Annotated in this window: 14 protein-coding genes and 1 tRNA gene; 13 read left to right on the forward strand and 2 right to left on the reverse strand. The window is 63.2% G+C overall.

Features of this window, described 5'->3' with window-relative positions:
- Window positions 1–29 precede the first annotated feature (29 nt).
- From KI794_RS03115 to KI794_RS03125, 3 genes are read left to right on the forward strand one after another with little or no spacing between them, the layout of a single operon-like run.
- Window positions 30–1,427, forward strand: a complete 1,398-nt coding sequence (locus KI794_RS03115) for an NAD(P)/FAD-dependent oxidoreductase (RefSeq protein ID WP_255809097.1) — start codon at window positions 30–32, stop codon at window positions 1,425–1,427.
- An 18-nt stretch (window positions 1,428–1,445) separates the two neighbouring features.
- Complete coding sequence (locus KI794_RS03120; protein WP_255809098.1) at window positions 1,446–2,399, forward strand: 2-hydroxyacid dehydrogenase; 954 nt, start codon at window positions 1,446–1,448, stop codon at window positions 2,397–2,399.
- Between the two features lie 36 nt (window positions 2,400–2,435).
- On the forward strand, window positions 2,436–4,094 hold the full coding sequence (locus KI794_RS03125) for a thiamine pyrophosphate-dependent enzyme (protein ID WP_255809099.1): 1,659 nt from the start codon (window positions 2,436–2,438) through the stop codon (window positions 4,092–4,094).
- Between the two features lie 6 nt (window positions 4,095–4,100).
- Here KI794_RS03125 and KI794_RS03130 read toward each other — a convergent pair whose 3' ends face one another.
- Window positions 4,101–4,997, reverse strand: coding sequence for an NUDIX domain-containing protein (locus tag KI794_RS03130; protein ID WP_255809100.1), 897 nt, complete (start codon window positions 4,995–4,997; stop codon window positions 4,101–4,103).
- Between the two features lie 93 nt (window positions 4,998–5,090).
- On the opposite strand from KI794_RS03130, the gene arfB reads away from it, so the two are divergent.
- Window positions 5,091–5,513, forward strand: a complete 423-nt coding sequence (gene arfB, locus KI794_RS03135; RefSeq protein WP_255809101.1) for an alternative ribosome rescue aminoacyl-tRNA hydrolase ArfB — start codon at window positions 5,091–5,093, stop codon at window positions 5,511–5,513.
- Window positions 5,514–5,570: 57 nt separating this feature from the next.
- Here arfB and KI794_RS03140 read toward each other — a convergent pair whose 3' ends face one another.
- Window positions 5,571–5,942, reverse strand: coding sequence for a DUF2200 domain-containing protein (locus tag KI794_RS03140; protein ID WP_255809102.1), 372 nt, complete (start codon window positions 5,940–5,942; stop codon window positions 5,571–5,573).
- A gap of 152 nt (window positions 5,943–6,094) precedes the next feature.
- Between KI794_RS03140 and KI794_RS03145 the strand changes: the two genes are divergently transcribed.
- From KI794_RS03145 to KI794_RS03185, 9 genes are all read left to right on the forward strand, one after another.
- Window positions 6,095–7,696 (forward strand): class I adenylate-forming enzyme family protein, encoded by a 1,602-nt coding sequence (locus tag KI794_RS03145; protein WP_255809103.1) that lies wholly within the window; start codon window positions 6,095–6,097, stop codon window positions 7,694–7,696.
- Window positions 7,693–9,033, forward strand: coding sequence for a beta-ketoacyl-[acyl-carrier-protein] synthase family protein (locus KI794_RS03150; protein WP_255809104.1), 1,341 nt, complete (start codon window positions 7,693–7,695; stop codon window positions 9,031–9,033). Before KI794_RS03145 ends, KI794_RS03150 begins: the two co-directional genes overlap by 4 nt.
- A gap of 40 nt (window positions 9,034–9,073) precedes the next feature.
- On the forward strand, window positions 9,074–10,279 hold the full coding sequence (locus KI794_RS03155) for an acyl-CoA dehydrogenase family protein (protein ID WP_255809105.1): 1,206 nt from the start codon (window positions 9,074–9,076) through the stop codon (window positions 10,277–10,279).
- Between the two features lie 144 nt (window positions 10,280–10,423).
- Window positions 10,424–10,497: transfer RNA gene (locus tag KI794_RS03160), tRNA-Pro, on the forward strand.
- Window positions 10,498–10,618: 121 nt separating this feature from the next.
- Window positions 10,619–11,383 carry a group I intron-associated PD-(D/E)XK endonuclease gene (locus tag KI794_RS03165; protein WP_255809106.1) on the forward strand — a complete coding sequence of 255 codons (765 nt, stop codon included), beginning with the start codon at window positions 10,619–10,621 and terminating at the stop codon, window positions 11,381–11,383.
- Window positions 11,384–11,782: 399 nt separating this feature from the next.
- A complete protein-coding gene (locus tag KI794_RS03170; protein WP_255809107.1) occupies window positions 11,783–13,351 on the forward strand; it encodes a type I restriction-modification system subunit M in 1,569 nt (522 codons plus the stop codon).
- Window positions 13,348–14,541 carry a restriction endonuclease subunit S gene (locus KI794_RS03175; protein WP_255809108.1) on the forward strand — a complete coding sequence of 398 codons (1,194 nt, stop codon included), beginning with the start codon at window positions 13,348–13,350 and terminating at the stop codon, window positions 14,539–14,541. Before KI794_RS03170 ends, KI794_RS03175 begins: the two co-directional genes overlap by 4 nt.
- Window positions 14,542–14,552: 11 nt before the next feature.
- Window positions 14,553–17,576 carry a type I restriction endonuclease subunit R gene (locus tag KI794_RS03180; protein ID WP_441776123.1) on the forward strand — a complete coding sequence of 1,008 codons (3,024 nt, stop codon included), beginning with the start codon at window positions 14,553–14,555 and terminating at the stop codon, window positions 17,574–17,576.
- The gene (locus KI794_RS03185) at window positions 17,576–18,322 is read left to right on the forward strand and encodes a hypothetical protein (RefSeq protein WP_255809110.1); all 747 of its coding nucleotides are present in this window, start codon (window positions 17,576–17,578) and stop codon (window positions 18,320–18,322) included. Before KI794_RS03180 ends, KI794_RS03185 begins: the two co-directional genes overlap by 1 nt.
- The last annotated feature ends 117 nt before the right edge of the window (window positions 18,323–18,439 follow it).

The following is an 18,439-nucleotide window of genomic DNA, read 5'->3' on the forward strand; positions in this document are numbered from 1 at the left end:
ATTCGCACCGAACAGAAAGCAGGATTTTGATGAGGGTCACCGCCGAGATCAATGGTGAAGTGTCGTACTGGTTTTCGCAGGTCGCAACCAGGCCCGCGAGAGCTCCACTCGATCGCGACCTCACCGTCGACGTCGCACTCGTCGGCGCGGGATACACGAACCTCTGGATCGCCTACTACCTGAAGCAGGCTCGGCCGGATCTCGAGATCGCGATCCTCGAGCGTGAGGTCGCAGGGTTTGGGGCGTCGAGCCGCAACGGCGGCTGGATCTCGTACGGGCTCCCCGGGCAGCACAGCCGCTACGCGAAGGCGCACGGAGTGCAGGCGGTTCGAGACTTTCAGCGCGAGCTGTTCGCGACGATCGGTGAGATCGTCGACGTCGCCGCGCGAGAGGGCATCGAGGCCGACATTGCCCACGAGGGTGAAGTCGCAATCGCGCGAAACCCCGCCCAGCTCGCGCGGCTGCGCGAGGAGTACGAGGGCGGCTCGCAGTGGGGGTTTGGCCCCGGCGACCTTGTCATGCTCGACCGTGACGGCGCGAACGAGCACGCGAGGCTCTCGAACGCCGTTGGTGGCCTCTGGTCCCCGCACTGCGCTCGCGTGCAACCGGCGCTGCTCGCCTCGGGCCTCGCCGACACCGTCGAGCGGATGGGCGTGCGCATCTACGAGCACACCGCAGTCTCCGAGATCGTGCCGCACACGGCACTCACCGAACGCGGCAACAGGGTATCCGCCGAGTTCGTTGTGCGCGGCACCGAGGGCTACACCAACTCGTTGAAGGGCCACTCGCGTGACTGGCTTCCGAAGCTGTCGAGCATGCTCGTGACCGAGCCGCTCACTCCCGAGCAGCATCGCGAGATCGGCTGGGACACGAACGTGATGGTTCGAGACGCGGGCCACTTTTTCAGCTACATTCACCGCACCGCAGACGACAGGATCGCGCTCGGCGGGCCGGGCGTTCCCTACCTGTGGGGCTCTGGCTGGGACGACAGGGGGAGCACGCTGCCAGCCTCTGAGCAGGCGCTCGTCCGTGCACTGCACACGCTCTTCCCGATGCTCAAAGACCACCCGATCGCGCACACCTGGACCGGGATTCTCGGGATCCCGCGGAACTGGTCGGCCACGGTCACGCTCGACCGCGCCAGCGGGATGGCTGTCGCTGGCGGCTATGTCGGTGACGGGGTGACAAGCACGAACCTTGCGGGGCGCACAATGCGCGACCTGATTCTGGGGGATGACACGCAGCTCACCCGTATGCCCTGGGTCGGCGGGCAGATTCGCAAGTGGGAGCCCGAGCCGCTGCGCTGGATTGCGCTTCGCGGCATGTACGGGGTGTACAACCTCGCTGACAGGCTTGAGGATCGGTCGGGGAGCCCGAAGACGTCGATTCTCGCGCGTGCCGCAAACGTCATCGCCGGCCGGAGCTGACTGGGCGAGGATTGCATCATGACTGTTCCACCAAACACGCTGCTCGTTGTCCCTGACGCAGAGAGCGATGCAGACGCTGCAGCCTTTCGAGAGTGCTTCGCGGCGCTCGCGCCGCAGGGCGTCGAGCTCAGGGTGCACGTTGGCCAACCGGCGACCGATGCGGCGTGGCGTGAGCTCGTCGCTGACGCCGACGGAATCGTCTTGAACTGGCGGTTGCCAGACGAGGCGTTGCGGGCAGCGACCAAGCTTCGCGTCGTGTCGTTTCTCGGGACCGGCGCGGCAGATCACCTTGATCTTGGCGCCGCCCAGGCTCGCGGAATCGACGTTCGAACGGTGTCTGGCTATTCGAACGACGCCGTCGCGGAGCACACACTCGGGCTGCTGCTTGCGCTTGCGCGCGGCACGGTTGCGCGAAACCGCGAGCTCCGCGAGGGCGAGTGGCTGCCTGCGACAGGGATGCAGCTGTCTGGCAAACGCCTGGGCCTCGTCGGCTACGGCGGTATCGGGCAGCGGGTCGCTGAGCTCGGCGTGGCGTTTGGGATGGACGTTGTCGCGTGGACGCGCAGCGGCCGTGTCGAAAACCCCGCGCGGTTCGCCGAGCTCGCCGAGGCGTTGAGCGAGAGCGACGTCGTCAGCCTGCACCTCTCGCTGACGCCTGGGACAACTGCCTGCATCGGCGCCGAGGAGCTCGCAACCATGCGCGAGGGGGCCCTGCTTCTCAACACCGCCCGCGGGGCGCTCGTTGACGAAGCCGCGGTGCTCGACGCCCTCGACTCAGGCAGGCTTGGCGGGTACGCGACTGACGTTTTCGTCGAGGAACCGGCGCCGCCAGGGTCGCCACTCATCGCTCACCCGCGCGTGCTTGCGACTCCACATATCGGCTACGCCACCGCCGACGCCGAGGCGGCACTACTTCGACGTGGCATCGAAAACGCTATCGCTGGCCTCACCGAGTCCAGCCCGACGACCTAGCCAGACACGGCCATGCGCTCCAACGAAGGGACACCCATGTCACAGCACGCATCTCGCAGCGGCGGCGAACTTCTCGTCGACACACTTGCCGAGCAGGGGGTGACCCGCGTCAGCTGCGTACCCGGCGAAAGCTACCTGCCGGTGCTCGACGCACTGCGCGAGGCGCCAATCGAGGTTGACGTGTGTCGCCACGAGGCTGGCGCGGGCAACATGGCGGTCGCGACAGGCAAGCTCACTGGCCGAGCGGGAGTCGCGATGGTCACCCGCGGGCCAGGCGCGATGCACGCTGCCATCTCGGTGCACACCGCCGAGCAGGACGCGGTACCGATGCTGCTGCTCATCGGACAGGTCGCGCTGCGAGACCGCGAGCGCGGCGGGTTCCAAGAGATGAACTACCACGAGGTCTTCGGGTCAGTCGCGAAATGGGTTGTCTCGCTCGACACCGTCGAGCGCATCCCAGAGACGATCGCGCGGGCGTTCCGGATCGCCGAGGGCGGCAGGCCGGGCCCAGTGGTGATCGAGATGCCCGAGGACGTGCTCGCTGAGACCGCGGCCGTCGCGGCAGTGCCCCGCATCGAGCCGCTCACCGCGGCCCCGACCCCCGCGGCGGTCGCGCAGATTCGGGAGCGCCTGCGGCTCGCGAAACGCCCACTCGTGCTGCTCGGCCGCAGCACCTGGTCGCAGGAGACAGCCGACGCAGCCCTCGCGTTCGCCGAGCGCTACGAGCTACCAACGCTCGCAGCTTTCCGCTGCCAGGACTACATCGACAACACGTCTGCCTATTACGGTGGCCACGTTGGGCTCGGCACCGACGCTGCGCTCGCCGCCAGGCTCGAAGAGGCAGACGTGATTCTCGCGGTTGGCGGTCACATCGGTGACGCCGAAACCAAGGGCTACGAGATCTTGGGGCCCAAGCCTGGCCGCACGCTCATACACGTTGCGGCGAGCGAGATGGACGTCGACAGGTACCTGCAGGCGACGATCGCGGTGCAGGCGACCCCGCGGGCGTTCTTCGACGCCATGCTCGGGGCGGCTGGGGAGCCCCCTGTCGCCGCGAGTGGCGCGCGACGCGACTGGGTGAGCACGGTTCGGAGCGAAGAGGTCGCGCGCTCGATCCCGCCGGTGCAGAGCGACGACCTGCTGTCAGCGATCATGACGCAGCTCGCCGACGAGCTCCCGGCCGACGCGATCGTCGCGAACGGGGCAGGCAACTACGCGGTGTGGGTGCACCAGTTCGTGAAGTACAGGAGGTACGGCACACAGCTCGCGCCCGCGAGCGGCGCCATGGGCTTTGGGCTTCCCGCGGGCATCGCCGGGGGCCTCGTGCACCCTGACCGCCAGGTTGTCGTGTTCGCGGGCGACGGCTGCTTCAGCATGGCGATGACCGAGATGGGTGTGCTGCGCAGCTCAGGCGTGCCAGCCGTTGTCGTCATCGTGAATAACGGCATCTACGGCACCATCAGGTTGCATCAGGAGCGCCGCTACCCTGGCCGTGTCAGCGCCACCTCGTTTGAGAACCCAGACTTTGTGATGCTCGCACAGGCGTTTGGGTTCACAGCAGAACGCGTGACCACCGCCGACGACTTCATGCGCGTGTACCGCGCTGCGATCGCAAGCGGCGAGGCCGCGGTGATCGAGGTCGTTGTCGATCCGCTCAGGTCAACCCCGAGCGTGAGGCTCGACGAGCTCGCGTAGCTGGCGCTAGCGCTCAGACCTGTCGAGCAGGTCGAGGAGCCGCTTCGAGCCGTGCGCGGTGGTGACGCCAGCCGCCGCCGCGCGCACTCGAAGTTCTGCGTCGCTCGTGACGACGACGCCGAGGCCGCCCTGCGCTGCGACTGCCGCGGCCTCCTCGACGATCGCGTCGTCACCCGAGGTCGTCGCGTCAACGACGCGCACGTTCTCGGTCGTTGAGATGCCGCGTGCGGTGCTCTCGGTGACGAACACCCACTCGGGGAACACGAGGCCGCCGTGGAGGTCTGCCGGCATCTCGAAGAACGCGGCGCGAACGCCCTCGCCCGAGAGCGCGTGCGCCTCGATGCGATCGCGGAGCCGCTCGGTCGATCCCTTGCGGTCCTTCCACCAGCCGTCGGGCACGGTGCCCACGACGTTTGCGGCGTCGACGATGATCGTCGGGGTCCGGCGCACGAGCGGCTTCAGCAGCTGCCAGGTCGAGGCGAACGCGGGGTGGAGTTCTTTGCGTTCGACATCGTCGACAGGCACCCACTCGAGCGCGTGGCTCTCGGGGTCGGTGATCTCGGGAGTGAACGGGGTCTTCACCTCGGCGACGACGGTCGTGTACGACCAGCCGCCGCGATCGAGCACGTGCGTGTAGCGGGGGAGCACTGCGTCGTCAGGGACGCCGGCCTCTTCCTGCGCCTCGCGGATCGCGCCGGCGATCATCTCCTCGCCCTGATTGATCGCGCCGCCAGGGATGCCCCAGGTGTTGCCGTGGTCGCTCCAGCTCACGCGATGCTGCATGAGGATCGCGTCGAGCCCGCGATCGTACGCGAGCAGGCCGGCTGCCCCGAACTTGCCCCAGTAGCGGTTTCCGTCTGCGGCCGTCACCCACGCGTCGCCGGGATCTCGAAGGTCGCTCATGCCTTCCAGACTACCGGGCGGGGCTCGCTCGCGGCCCGGATCGGATAAATCTTCGGGCGGGGTATCAGTCGGGTCGTGTGTCATCCTTGACAGGTGGATATCACGGTCACGCACAAGCTGACCATCCCAGCCGCCGAGCTCGGATGGCGGTTTTCGCGATCCTCCGGGCCCGGCGGGCAGCACGTCAACACCTCCGATAGCCGGGTCGAGCTCTTCTGGGAGGTGGCCTCGTCGAAGGCGCTCACCGACGAGCAGCGGCTGCGGCTACTCGCAAAGCTTGGAAACCGGCTCGTGAACGGCACGGTCACTGTCACCGCGTCTGAGGAGCGCTCTCAGCTGCGCAACCGCGAGACCGCGCGCGAGAAGCTCGGGCAGCTCGTCGCCGCCGCGCTCGCGCCCGACGGGCCGAAGCGCCGGGCGACGAAGCCGACCCGCGGTTCGCGCGAGCGGCGCCTGCAAACAAAGGGCAAGCGCTCAGAGGTGAAGCGCAACAGGCAGCGGCCAGCCTTCGACTAAGAGTGGGCGGGGACGCTGCGCCGGCGTGATGGGCTGCGTGACCGGGTGCGGCCCGGGTTATGCCGGGGTGGGAAGGGTGCGGAGGATCTTCTCCATCGCCTTCCCCTTCGCAAGCTCGTCGATGAGCTTGTCGAGGTAGCGGATCTCGAGCATCAGCGGATCTTCAATCTCCGCGAGCTTCACGCCGCAGATCGTGCCAGTGATCTGCGAGCGCGCGATGTTCATCTTCGGGGCATCTCGGAAGAACTCCTCGAGGTTCACGGGGTTGCCTGGCTCGATGAGCTCGTCGAGCTGCGCCTGCGAGTAGCCGGTGAGCCAGCAGATGATCTCGTCGACCTCCGCCTTCGTGCGGCCCTTGCGCTCGGCCTTGTGCGTGTAGTTCGGGTACAGATCCGAGAACGCGAGCTTGTAGATACGGTGTGCGGCCATGCGCCAAGGATACGTCGGTTTCGCTGAGTTGTGGCTCTCAGGCTGCGGCACAGCTCTCAGGCCTTTCCTTACCGCGAACGTGCAGCACTCGCCGAGCGTCGGGAGCGTATGCTGGACGGAGTCCATCTAAGTCGAGCGCGAGGAGTCTCCGGGTGCCGATCACGCAGTCGATACTTGATGTCGCGAGGCGACACCCCGATCGGGTCGCGATCGCTGGTGAAGGCGGCAGGCTCAGCTACGCCGAGCTCGTCGAGGATTCGCGCCGCGTGTTCGCCGTCGTCGACGCCCTGCACCGAGCACAGCACGCTGCGCCCGACACAGAGTCCGACGCTGAGCCCGCCGCTACGCCCGCCGCGGCGCCGGAGCCCGCACCAGAGACGCGCGGCATCCCGATCACCGCGGTGAGCATCGACTCTGCCTTTCACACCTCCCGTATCATCGCGGGCCTCGCCGGGTATCGCGCAGTGTCTGCGACGATCGACCCGCGCTGGCCGCTCGAACACCGCGTCAACGTGATCGTCACGACAGGCATCGGAGTCGTCGTGAGCGACGCCCAAGACCTCGCCCCCGCGCTTCGCGCGCGCGGCTGGGGCGGCACGATCATCTCGCTCGCCGAGTTTCGGGCGGCTGAGCGGGGCGTTGGGGATCCTGATCGCCCGCTCGCGCCACCGCCGACTGTGCGCGATGGCGACGAGGCGTTCCTGCTGCTCTTCTCGTCTGGCACGACGAGTGCGCCGAAGGGGTTTCTGAAGACGCGCGACCAGTACCGGGCGAACGTCGCGGTGTCGAGTGCGTACCTCGAGCCGCTGCCAGGCGTGCACACGCTCGCGCCGGGCCCGGTGTCGTACAGCCTCACGCTCTACGCGCTCATCGAGTGCCTCGCGACGGGCGGGGCCGCGCACATGGCCGACGCGTTCGACGCGATCGAGATGGCCCGGCGAGTGAGCGAGGAACGGATCACCCGCGTCGTCGCCGTGCCCGCGCTCGTCCAGTCGCTGAGCGACGCCGCCCGCCGCGACCCCAGCAGGTTCGGCTCGCTCGAACTCGTGGTGACCGGGGGAGCGAACCTCTCGGCCTCGCTGCGCGCGGGCCTCGCGTCCGTGCTGCCAGCCGTGCGACTCATTAGCTACTACGGGGCAGCCGAGATCGGGTTTATCGGCGACAGCCGCGGCGGCGACGGCACGCTCATCGAGGTGTACGACGGGATCGGGTTCGAGATCCGCTCCGACGCAGGGGAGCGGCTGCCCGACGGAGAATTCGGCACCCTCTGGATCGACGCGGCGGCCTGCTCCGACGGCTACCTCGCGGGCACCACCGACGCCGTGCTGCGCGGGGACGACGGCTGGGCGACGGTGCACGATCAGGGGCGCATCGTCGACGGCAAGTTGCAGCTCGCCGGGCGGGCCGGCGACATCGTCGTGACCGGCGGGCACAAGGTTGCGCTGCCCGAGGTCGAGCGCGCGTTCGAGGGCATGCACGGGCTTAGTGCTGGTGCTGGCGCTGGTATCGTATGCGCGATCGCGCTACCGCACCCGCGGCTCGGAAGCGTCGTCGCGCTCGTGATTGAGGGCGGCGCTGACGCGCCCGTTCCCGGCAAGGACGCGATGCGCGGGTGGGCCCGCGAGCGCCTCGCACCGCAGTTCGTGCCGCGCCAGTGGTATCGCTTGGACGCCCTGCCGCGCACCGTCGGCGGGAAGATTCGCCGGGCCGAGACCGTTGCACTCATCGAATCGGGCGAAGGGGAGCGATTGTGAGCGAGAGACGAGTCGTCATCACGGGGCTCGGGGCCGTCACCCCGAGCGGGATTGGCGTGCCGAGGCTGTGGAACGCGGTTGCCCAAGGGTGGAGCGCAATCACGCGGCTTGAGGGCCCCGAGTTCGACGACCTCGCCGTGCGCATCGGCGGGCAGGTGCGCGGCTTTGACGTGTCGACTGTGCTCGAGCGGAGCCTCGCGAAGCGGCTGAGCCCCGTGCAGCACTGGGCGATCGCCGCGGCCGATGAGGCGCTCGCGCAGGCTGGCGTTAATGCTGCGGGTGTTGCTGGCGCGGTCGCTGGTGGCGTTCGGGCTGGCGGTGATGCCGGTGTCGGCGATGGTGCGCGAGCTGGCGATGGTGGCGGATCCGCTGCCGCGCTGCCGTGGGACGCGACGCGGGTCGCCGTGATCGCGGCGACGGGATCCGGCCCCATCGACGCGATGCAGTCGGCAACGCGGGTGCTCGATGCACGGGGGCCGCGCGCGGTGCCGCTCACGCTCTCGATTCACGGCGCCCCAGACTCCGCGGCCGCCCTGCTCAGCCAGCGGTACGGCATCCGCGGGCCGGCCCAGGGCGTCTCCGCGACGTGCGCGAGCGGCGTGGTCGGGCTTGGCGACGGGCTCAGACGCATCCGCCACGGCTACGCCGACGCCGTGCTCGTCGTCGGGTACGAGGACTGCCTGAACGGCGTGAACCTCTCATCGAACGCGAACATGCGGGCGCTCGCCGCAGGCTACGAAAACGACCCCGAGACCGCGTCGCGACCGTTTGACCGGGCGCGCTCGGGGTTTGTGATGTCGCAGGGGGCTGCGGCGATCCTCATTGAGTCGGAGGAGCACGCGCTCGCGCGCGGCGCGGAGATCCTTGCGGTGCTCGCCGGGTTCGGCTCCGCGAGCGACGCACACCACCCGACCGCCCCGCACCCCGAGGGTCGCGGCGCCGCGCAGGCAGTGCGGGAGTGCCTCGCAGACGCGGGCGTCGAACCCGAGGACGTCGACCACATCAACGCGCACGGCACCGGCACCCCCGCGGGCGACGCGGTCGAACTTCTCGCCCTCGAGGCCGCGCTCGGGTCGCACGCCCGGCGCACCCCGATCTCGGCGACGAAGTCGAGCACCGGGCACCTGCTCGGCGCGGGCGGGGTGGTGGAGGCAATCATCTCGGTGATGGCCGTGCGCCAGCGGCTGCTGCCGCCGACACTGAACCTTGAAGACCCAGAGTTTGACGGCTGGGACTTCGTCGCCGGGAAGTGGCGGCCCGTCGCGGTTTCGCGCGTGCTGTCGACGTCGTTCGGGTTCGGCGGGCACAACGGCGCCGTGCTCATCGAGCGGCCGTAGCGTCTTACTGCTTACTTACGAACCAACGATCGGAGAGAGAATGAGTGACCGAGAGACGCGGCATCAGGAGCTTGCCGAGCAGTACCTGCCGAAGGAGCTGCTTGAGCGGTTCCGCGAGCGGGCGGCCGTGTACGACCGTGAGAACAGCTTCTTCCACGAGGATCTCGCTGAGCTGCGTGAGCAGGGCTACCTCACGGCGTTCGTGCCCGAGGAGTTCGGTGGGCCGGGCCTGACGCTCAGCGAGGTGTCGCGGCTGCAGCAGCGGCTCGCGACCGCCGCTCCCGGTACCGCCCTCGCCATCAACATGCACCTCATGTGCACTGGCGTGATCCGCGCGATGTACGAGCGCGGCGACCACTCCCTCGACTACGTGTTCGAGGAGGCCGTGGCGGGCGAGATCTTTGCGTTCGGCATCAGCGAGCCCGCGAATGACTGGGTGCTGCAGGGCTCGAAGACCAAGGCCGAGCCGCAGGGTGACGGCGGTTACTTGCTCTCTGGCGTGAAGATCTTCACGTCGCTCTCCCCGGTGTGGACGAGACTCATCGTGCACGGGCTCGACCAGACGACCGCTGGTAGCGACGCGGAGACGCTCGTATATGGGTTCCTCGAGCGTAGCCACGAGGAGGCCGCGGCCGGTACCGGTGCGGGGATCACGGTGTCAGACCAGTGGGATGTTCTCGGCATGCGGGCGTCGCAGAGCCGGGCGACGATCCTCAAGGAAGCGCCGATGCGGGCTGAGCGGGTCGCGCGCAGAATCCCGGCTGGGCGGCACCCAGATCTGTTGACGTTTGCGATCACCGCGAACTTCCAGTTGCTCATCGGCTCCGTCTACGCAGGCGTCGCGCGTCGCGGGCTCGAGCTCGCGGCCGCAGGAATGCAGAAGCGGCGCTCCGCGAAGGCAGGCACGTCGCACGCCGAGGTGCCAGAGGCACGCGTTCGCCTCGCCGACGCCCATATGGATTTCATGGCGGTGCCCGCGCAGCTCGATGCATACGCGCGCGACTTCGACGAGCTCGTCGATCACGGTGCGGGCTGGCCGCTGCGGCTCGTGTCTGTGCGGCTGAACGCCTCAGCAGCGGCCCGCCGCAACGCAGAAACCGCGCTCATCTGTGCCGGGGGATCGGGCTTCGACAACGGCAGCGAGATCAGCCGCCTGTACCGTGATGCGACCGCAAGCATCTTCCACCCGCCGGGCATAGACGCGGCACGCCCGATGTACGCGGCGGCCCTGCTCGACGAGAACTGAGACGCCAGGCGGGCGGCGCGCCAAGCATTTGCTGCAGAATCTGCGCCGCCCGGCCAGACGTGTCATTCGGGCCCCAAAAGTATGGGTAAGATGGAGAGGTTGCTTCGGCAGGATCCGGTTTTGATCGGTTCGGCTGAATAACAACGGGCTGTGGCGCAGCTTGGTAGCGCACCTGACTGGGGGTCAGGGGGTCGCAGGTTCAAATCCTGTCAGCCCGACAGAAAGGGCCTGGTCAAAGTGAGTTTTGATCAGGCCTTCGTCGTTTCTCGCTGGATCGCGCTGCTTGTGCGTGACCCCGACTTGGAACCCAATGTCTGAGGCGAACTGTAGCGTCTCGATATGGCGGCACAGCGGAAGTACTCTGACCAACAACTGGCTGAGGCGATCGCATCGGCAAGATCTTGGCGTGGGGTTCTTCGTGCGCTCGGCCTCCCTGATACTTCTTCAAGCGCTATTCGTGTCGCACGGCAACGAGCAAATGACTTGGCGATTGGATACGGCCACTTTATTGGGCAGCGAGCATGGACCGAGCCTCGTTTACGCGCGGCTGTCGCAAGCTCAAACACATGGTCAGGTGTTGCTGAAACGCTCGGAATCGCCGGGAGCTCTGCCGCTGGTGCGCTGGAAGGGCATTGCATCCGATTGGGAATCGACTCTACGCACTTCATAGGTCCTCAGGAGAATCCAGCGGCTGAGGAGCTGAGGCCAAGCATTGCGAACCTAGACAGGGCTGGCGCGCTGCTGGCTGCTTCCTGGTTCGCGCTGTGCGGGCACGACGTTTCCTGGCCGTTGGAACCGAGCCGTTACGACCTCCTCGTTTCACGTGGGGACGGCATTCGAAAGGTTCAGGTAAAGACAACCACTGTTCGTGTTGGCGAGACTTGGAAGGTCTACCTTTCGACCTCGCGAATGATGCGCAAAACGTACAGTCCAGACGAGATTGACGAGTTCTTCGTCGTCACGGCGGAGTTCGAATGCTACTTAATCCCGCTCGCCGAAGTTGGGGGACTTCATGCAATTCATTTGAGCGGCTATGACCGGTTCCGAGTTCCGCGAGCTTTGGAAGCCGCTGCTCCCAAACCTACTGACCAGAAAGCCTGTTGATCTAAGCAAGACCCCCTCTTTTAATGGACTATTTGGGCTGCGTGTAAAGGTCGCCCTTTCGGCCCATGATGATGGAACAGTTGCGGGAAATATCTTTGCGCGTCGCAACTCGCGCTCGTGTGCAAGCTCACGCGCAAGTCACAGAAAAGCACTGAGGAAGATAACCGCCCGCAGGGCTCTAGAGGACTCCCCTGACACGCGCTGGCTCGTCCACTTGGGCGGAACTGGTTTGCGCAGAGTTCGGGAGCATACGGCTGTGCTGAGACGTCGATGGAGTTTTCATAACTTTCGGTGGTGCGGACTGGAGGGCCTTTACCAAAATGTCGCTGGGCACCGATACGGTGAGCAATAGACACGGCCGGTCATCGGCGGTGAATCAGGTCTCACAGTAGGAAGTTGATGACAAACGGCATGAAAGAACAGCAGCGGGCAGAGCTTCACAAGACCATCTGGCAAGTCGCAAATGATCTTCGGGGTTCAGTCGATGGCTGGGACTTCAAGTCCTACGTACTCGGCATGCTGTTCTACCGCTTCATCTCCGAAAACCTCACCACCTACATCAACAAAGGCGAGCGCGAAGCCGGAGCCCCTGACTTCGACTTCACTCACCTCTCAGACGAAGACGCCGAGTTCGCGCGTGACGAGATCGTCGCTGAGAAGGGCTTCTTCATTAAGCCGTCTGAGCTGTTCGAAAACGTGCGAAAGAAAGCAGCATCGAACGAGAACCTCAACGAGACGCTCGAATCGATCTTCCGCGACATCGAAGGCTCTGCCGTCGGCACCGACAGCGAAGACGACCTCAAAGGCCTCTTCGACGATCTGAACGTAAACAGTACGAAGCTAGGCAACACGGTTGCGAAGCGCAACGAGAAACTCGTGAAACTGCTCGATGCGATCAGCAGCCTCCCGCTCGGTGGCGATTACGCCGACAACTCGATTGATCTCTTTGGTGACGCATACGAGTACCTCATGCAGATGTATGCATCGAGCGCCGGTAAATCCGGTGGCGAATACTACACCCCGCAAGAAGTGTCCGAGCTGCTCGCGCACATCACCACGATGGGTAAGAAGCGGGTCAACAAAGTGTACGACCCTGCTGCAGGATCAGGCTCACTGCTGCTGAAGTTCGCAAAGGTTCTTGGTAAAGAGAACGTGGGTGGCTTCTACGGTCAAGAGATCAACCTCACCACCTACAACCTTGCTCGCATCAACATGTTCCTCCATGATGTGAACTACGAGAAATTCGACATCGCACTCGGTGACACCCTGCTTGAGCCTGCCCACTGGGACGAGGAACCGTTCGAGGCCATCGTCTCGAACCCGCCGTACTCGATCAGGTGGGAAGGCGACGCGAACCCTCTCCTGATCAACGACCCACGCTTCGCGCCTGCGGGTGTGCTGGCCCCGAAGTCGAAGGCCGATCTTGCGTTCACGATGCATATGCTGCATTGGCTTGCGACCGATGGCACCGCGGCCATCGTCGAGTTCCCGGGTGTGCTGTATCGAGGTGGTGCAGAGCAGAAGATCCGCAAGTACCTGATCGACAACAACTATGTCGAGTCCGTGATTCAGTTGCCGCCGGACCTGTTCTTCGGCACCACGATCGGCACCTGCATCATCGTGCTCAAGAAGTCCAAGAAGACGAACGACGTGCTGTTCATTGATGCGTCGGCAGAGTTCGTGCGAAGCGGCAACAAGAACAAGCTCTCACCCGACAACCTGCAGAACGTACTCATGGCGCTCGAGGACCGCGAACATCAGGACCACTTCGCCACCACAGTCGCGAACAGTACGATTGCGGAGAATGACTACAACATCGCCGTCTCCTCCTACGTCGAAGCAGAAGACACCCGCGAGGTCATCGACATCACGGAACTGAACGCCCGGATCGAGACGATCGTGGCGAGCCAATCAGAGCTGCGTACCAAGATTGATGCGATCGTCGCGGATCTGGAGGGTTCGAAGTGAGCCGCATCGATGATCTGATCGCGGAGCACTGCCCTGATGGCGTGCCTTACCGGGGCCTCACTGACGTAGCTGATTATGTTCGCGGAGTTACCTACAACAAAAGCAACGAGCAGGCCGACGGGCCGGTGAGCGTACTACGCGCCAATAACATCTCTCTAGCTACAAACACATTGAATTTCGCTGATGTCAAACGTGTTTCTGGCTCTGTTCGAGTCCGAGACAATCAACGTCTAGTACACGGTGACATTCTTATCTGTGCAGGAAGCGGCAGCAAAGACCACATCGGAAAAGTTGCGTTCATATTTGACGACTTAGAGCATACATTCGGCGGATTCATGGGGGTTGTGCGCGCAAAAGGTGAGCTAGAACCACGATTCCTGTTCCATCTACTCACAGGCGGCTCATTTCTTGCCTACTTACGGAGTGCGCTTTCGACAACCACTATTAACAACCTCAACGCGGGAGTTATGCGAGGGTTTCGTATCCCGGTTCCGCCGATTGAGGTGCAGCGTGCGATCGTTGAGGTGCTGGATACGTTCAGTAAGCTGGAAGCGGAGCTGGAAGCGGAGCTGGAAGCGGAGCTGGAAGCCCGCAAACAGCAATACGAGCACTACCGCAACAGCCTGATGCTTGCGGGTGGAGGCACGCATACGGTGCTCCTCGAAGACATCGCGACTGTCGGCACCGGAAGCCACGACACCAAAGACGCTCAACCGGATGGTGATTACACTTTCTATGCTCGAGGGCGCGAGCCTCTCCTGCTCAATACCTTTGATTTTGACGAGAATGCCATCATCACCGCAGGTGACGGTGTTGGGGTTGGTAAAGTCTTTCATTTCGCGCGCGGGAAGTACGCGCTTCACCAACGCGCATACCGCATAGTTCCTGATGAGGGCGTTGACGCGCGCTTCATCTATCACTATTTTCTCGCTGACTTCGCCAGATATCTTGAGCGAACCTCAGTGCATGCTTCGGTAACTTCTCTGCGGCGTCCAATGTTCCTGAAATATCCACTCCAGTTGCCGCCGATTGAGGAGCAGCGTCGTATCGTCGAGATTCTTGACAAGTTCGATGCACTTGTGAACGACCTGAGTGTCGGTCTGCCTGCTGAGCTTGCTGCGCGTCGGCAGCAGTATGAGTACTACCGTGACAAGCTCCTCACCTTCAAAGAACTGGAGGTGACAGCATGATGGGCTCGCGTGTGAAACATGATCTGATCGCGTTTGGTGGTGAGTCGACCGTAGTCGTCGAATACGAGCCTGATCCGCGGGACCGGTCGAGCTATCAGTCGGAGTCGCAGCTCGAGAACGAGTTCATTCGCCAGCTCGAGACACAAGCCTACGAACGCGTGAGCATCACGAGCGAGACCGACCTCATCGTGAACCTGCGTGCTCAGCTCGAAACCCTCAACGGCTACCGGTTCTCAGACACCGAGTGGGAGCGGTTCTTCACCGAACGCGTTGCGTCGGCCGGCGACGGCATCGTCGAAAAGACTGTACGTATCCAAGAGGATCACGTGCAGTTGCTCACCCGTGATGATGGTTCAACGAAGAACATCACGCTGCTAGATAAGCGCGACATTCACAACAACCGACTCCAAGTCATCAACCAGTACGCGGTAGACCGTGGTGAAGGCGGCGCTTCGTTCTCGAATCGGTACGACGTCACCATCCTGGTGAATGGTCTACCGATGGTGCATGTGGAGTTGAAACGGCGCGGTGTGCCGATCCGTGAAGCGTTCAATCAGATCGACCGGTATCAGCGCGACAGTTTCTGGGCAGGCAGCGGCCTCTTCGAGTATGTGCAGCTCTTCGTGGTTTCGAACGGTACCCAAACGAAGTACTACTCGAACACCACCCGCCGCCAACACGTCGCCGACCAGACCGGGTCGCGCCGTACGAAGAAGACCTCGAATTCGTTCGAGTTCACTTCGTGGTGGGCCGATGCCCGCAATAAGCCGATCCTTGATCTGACGGCGTTCTCGAAGACGTTCTTCGCAAAGCACACCCTGCTGAATATCCTCACCCGCTACTGCGTGCTCACGAGCGACCGGCTACTGCTCGTGATGCGTCCGTACCAGATCGTGGCGACCGAGAAGATTCTCCAAAAGATCGACATCTCCACGAACTACAAGACCCTCGGTTCCCGAGATGCAGGCGGCTATGTCTGGCACACCACCGGCTCGGGCAAGACTCTCACCTCCTTCAAGACCGCGCAGCTTTCCTCACGCGTCGAGTCTGTGGACAAGGTGCTGTTCGTGGTTGACCGGAAGGACCTCGACTATCAGACGATGAAAGAGTACGACCGCTTCGAGAAGGGGTCTGCGAACTCGAACACATCAACAGCGGTGTTGAAGCGTCAGCTGGAGGATCCGTCGAAGAAGATCATCATCACGACGATCCAGAAACTCTCTAACTTCATCAGCGGAAACAAGGGCCACGACGTCTACTCCGGGCACGTCGTGTTGATCTTTGATGAGTGTCACCGTTCCCAGTTCGGTGACATGCACACCGCCATCACAAAGGCGTTCAAGCGGTACAACCTGTTCGGGTTCACTGGCACCCCGATCTTTGCCGAAAATTCCGGCAGCGGTGGCAACCCGCAACTCAAGACCACCGAGCAGGCGTTCGGCGACAAGCTCCACACGTACACGATCGTGGACGCGATCAATGACAAGAACGTACTGCCGTTCCGCATTGACTATGTCAACACCATCAAGGTCGGCACTACCGGCGACAAGCAAGTGAGCGCGATCGACACCGAGAATGCGCTCCTCGCCCCTGCCCGTGTGTCGCAGGTGACGAACTACATTCTTGAGCACTTCGACCAGAAGACCAGGCGACAAGAAGGCTACGCGCTCGGTGAGCGGCGGGTGAAGGGCTTCAACTCGATCTTTGCCACCGCCTCCATCACCGCGGCACGCACCTATTATCAAGAATTCAAGAACCAGCAAGAAGGCCTGTTGCCGGATCAGCGGCTCAAGGTCGCGACGATCTTCTCGTACGCTGCGAACCCTGACAGCGAAGACGGGCTGCTCGATGAGGAGGGCTTCGAGACCGACGCGCTCTCGGGTGATGCGCGCAGCTTCCTTGAGACCGCGATTTCGGACTACAACCGCATGTTCGGCACGAGCTTCGATACGAGCTCGGATAGCTTCCAGAACTATTACAAGGATCTGTCGCAGAAGCTCAAGACCCGCGAGATTGACCTGGTCATCGTGGTGAACATGTTCCTCACCGGGTTCGACGCCACTACTCTCAACACGCTGTGGGTGGATAAGAACCTCCGCAGTCACGGCCTCATTCAGGCGTACTCGCGTACGAACCGTATCCTGAACTCGGTGAAGACGTACGGCAACATCGTGAACTTCCGAGACCTCGAGGAAGCCACGAACGACGCGATCGCCCTGTTCGGCAACAAGGATGCTGCGGGTATCGTGTTGATGAAGCCGTACCGCGAATACTTCGATAGCTATGCCGAGAAGGTCACGCTGCTCATGCAGCAGTACCAGCCGGGCGCGTTGATCGTAGGTGAGGAAGCCCAGCTCGAGTTCGTGAAGCTCTACGGCGAGATCCTCAAGCTTCGCAACATCCTCACTTCGTTCGATGACTTCGAAAACGACGAGATCCTCTCCGTGCGAGACATGCAAGACTACCAGTCCACCTACCTCGACCTCTGGAACGAGCGCAAGCGCGCGACTCAGGGAGAGAAGGAAAGCATCATCGAGGATGTGGTGTTCGAGATCGAACTGATTAAACAGGTCGAGATCAACGTCGACTACATTCTGCTGCTCGTGCAGAAGTACCGTGAAGAACGTGGCGACGGAGATGACAAGGAACTCCGTGCAGGGATTAGCCGTGCGATTGATTCGAGCCCGTCACTGCGAAACAAGAAGGACCTCATCGAGAACTTCGTCGATTCCGTGTCGGTGAAGGGAGAGATTGAGGCCGAGTGGCGTGCCTATGTTGCAGCGCAGCGCGAAAAGGAACTGGCCGAGATTATCGGGTCTGAGAATCTCAAGCCGGAGGAGACGGCGCGGTTCGTAGAAGCGGCGTTCCGCGACGGCGCACTGCGCACCACCGGCACCGCCATCACAAAGGTACTCCCGCCGGTCTCACGTTTCTCGAAAGACAAGAACCATAGCGCGAAGAAGCAGCGAGTGATTCAACTGCTTGGTGACTTCTTCGAGCGATTCTTTGGGCTGGGAACGGGAGGGGCGAACTAATGGCCTCCAAGACACCTAGCATCGACGAGCTCAAGGAATTGGTCCAGCGTCAAGCAAATATGTTGGTCGGTGCCGGAACCGGTCAGATCATATTCAAGGACCATGGCGTCGAACAAGACTACGAGAGAGTCGACTCTGCTGTAACGGCTCACCTCAGACAACTAGGCCTGAAACCCCCCTTTCCATGGCGATCACTCGGTGAATGGCATGGCTTCTATTCGCAGGGGGACTTCCCTTCATACGCATCACGCCGTCTGCACATCGCTGAGTTGGTGAACCCTGTCTTGGGGCAGCTGGACGAATTACTCGGGACTGGCTCGGTTCATGATCCGATGTCCGATCGGGGCGAGCCGACATGGAGCAACATCGACACCCGGATTGCGGGACTCATCCACAGATACTCAATTGCCTCCGATAAAGATGACTGGCAGGACGTAGGACGACGCTCGCGAGAGATCTTGATTGATTTGGGCAAGCTAGTGGCCGACCCTGCCCTCGTCCCTGAGGGGACTGAGGCCCCTAGGGGTGCGGACGCCCGAGCATGGTTTGATCTATTCGTGAAATATCGTGCTTTGGGGGGCGAGCACGCCGAACTTCGCGCTTTGATGAAAAAGACGTGGGACCTCGCTCAGAAGGTGACTCACGGAGACATTGGCGATATTGATGCGTTTGCGGCAGCCCAGGCGACTGTGATGCTCGTGCGTACGTGTCAAAAAATGCACTCAGCGGAAAGCTATGAAGCCTAATGGCAGAGATACCGTATTCAGTTAAGAGCTGGAAGGCTCTCGCAGAAAGGGAGTCACGACGAGGGGCGGATATCTCCCGTACTGTGCCCGCAGTAAAGGATGCTGTCGCTGCACTCC

It is taken from the genome of Leucobacter aridicollis (assembly GCF_024399335.1).
Lineage (GTDB): Bacteria > Actinomycetota > Actinomycetes > Actinomycetales > Microbacteriaceae > Leucobacter > Leucobacter aridicollis_A.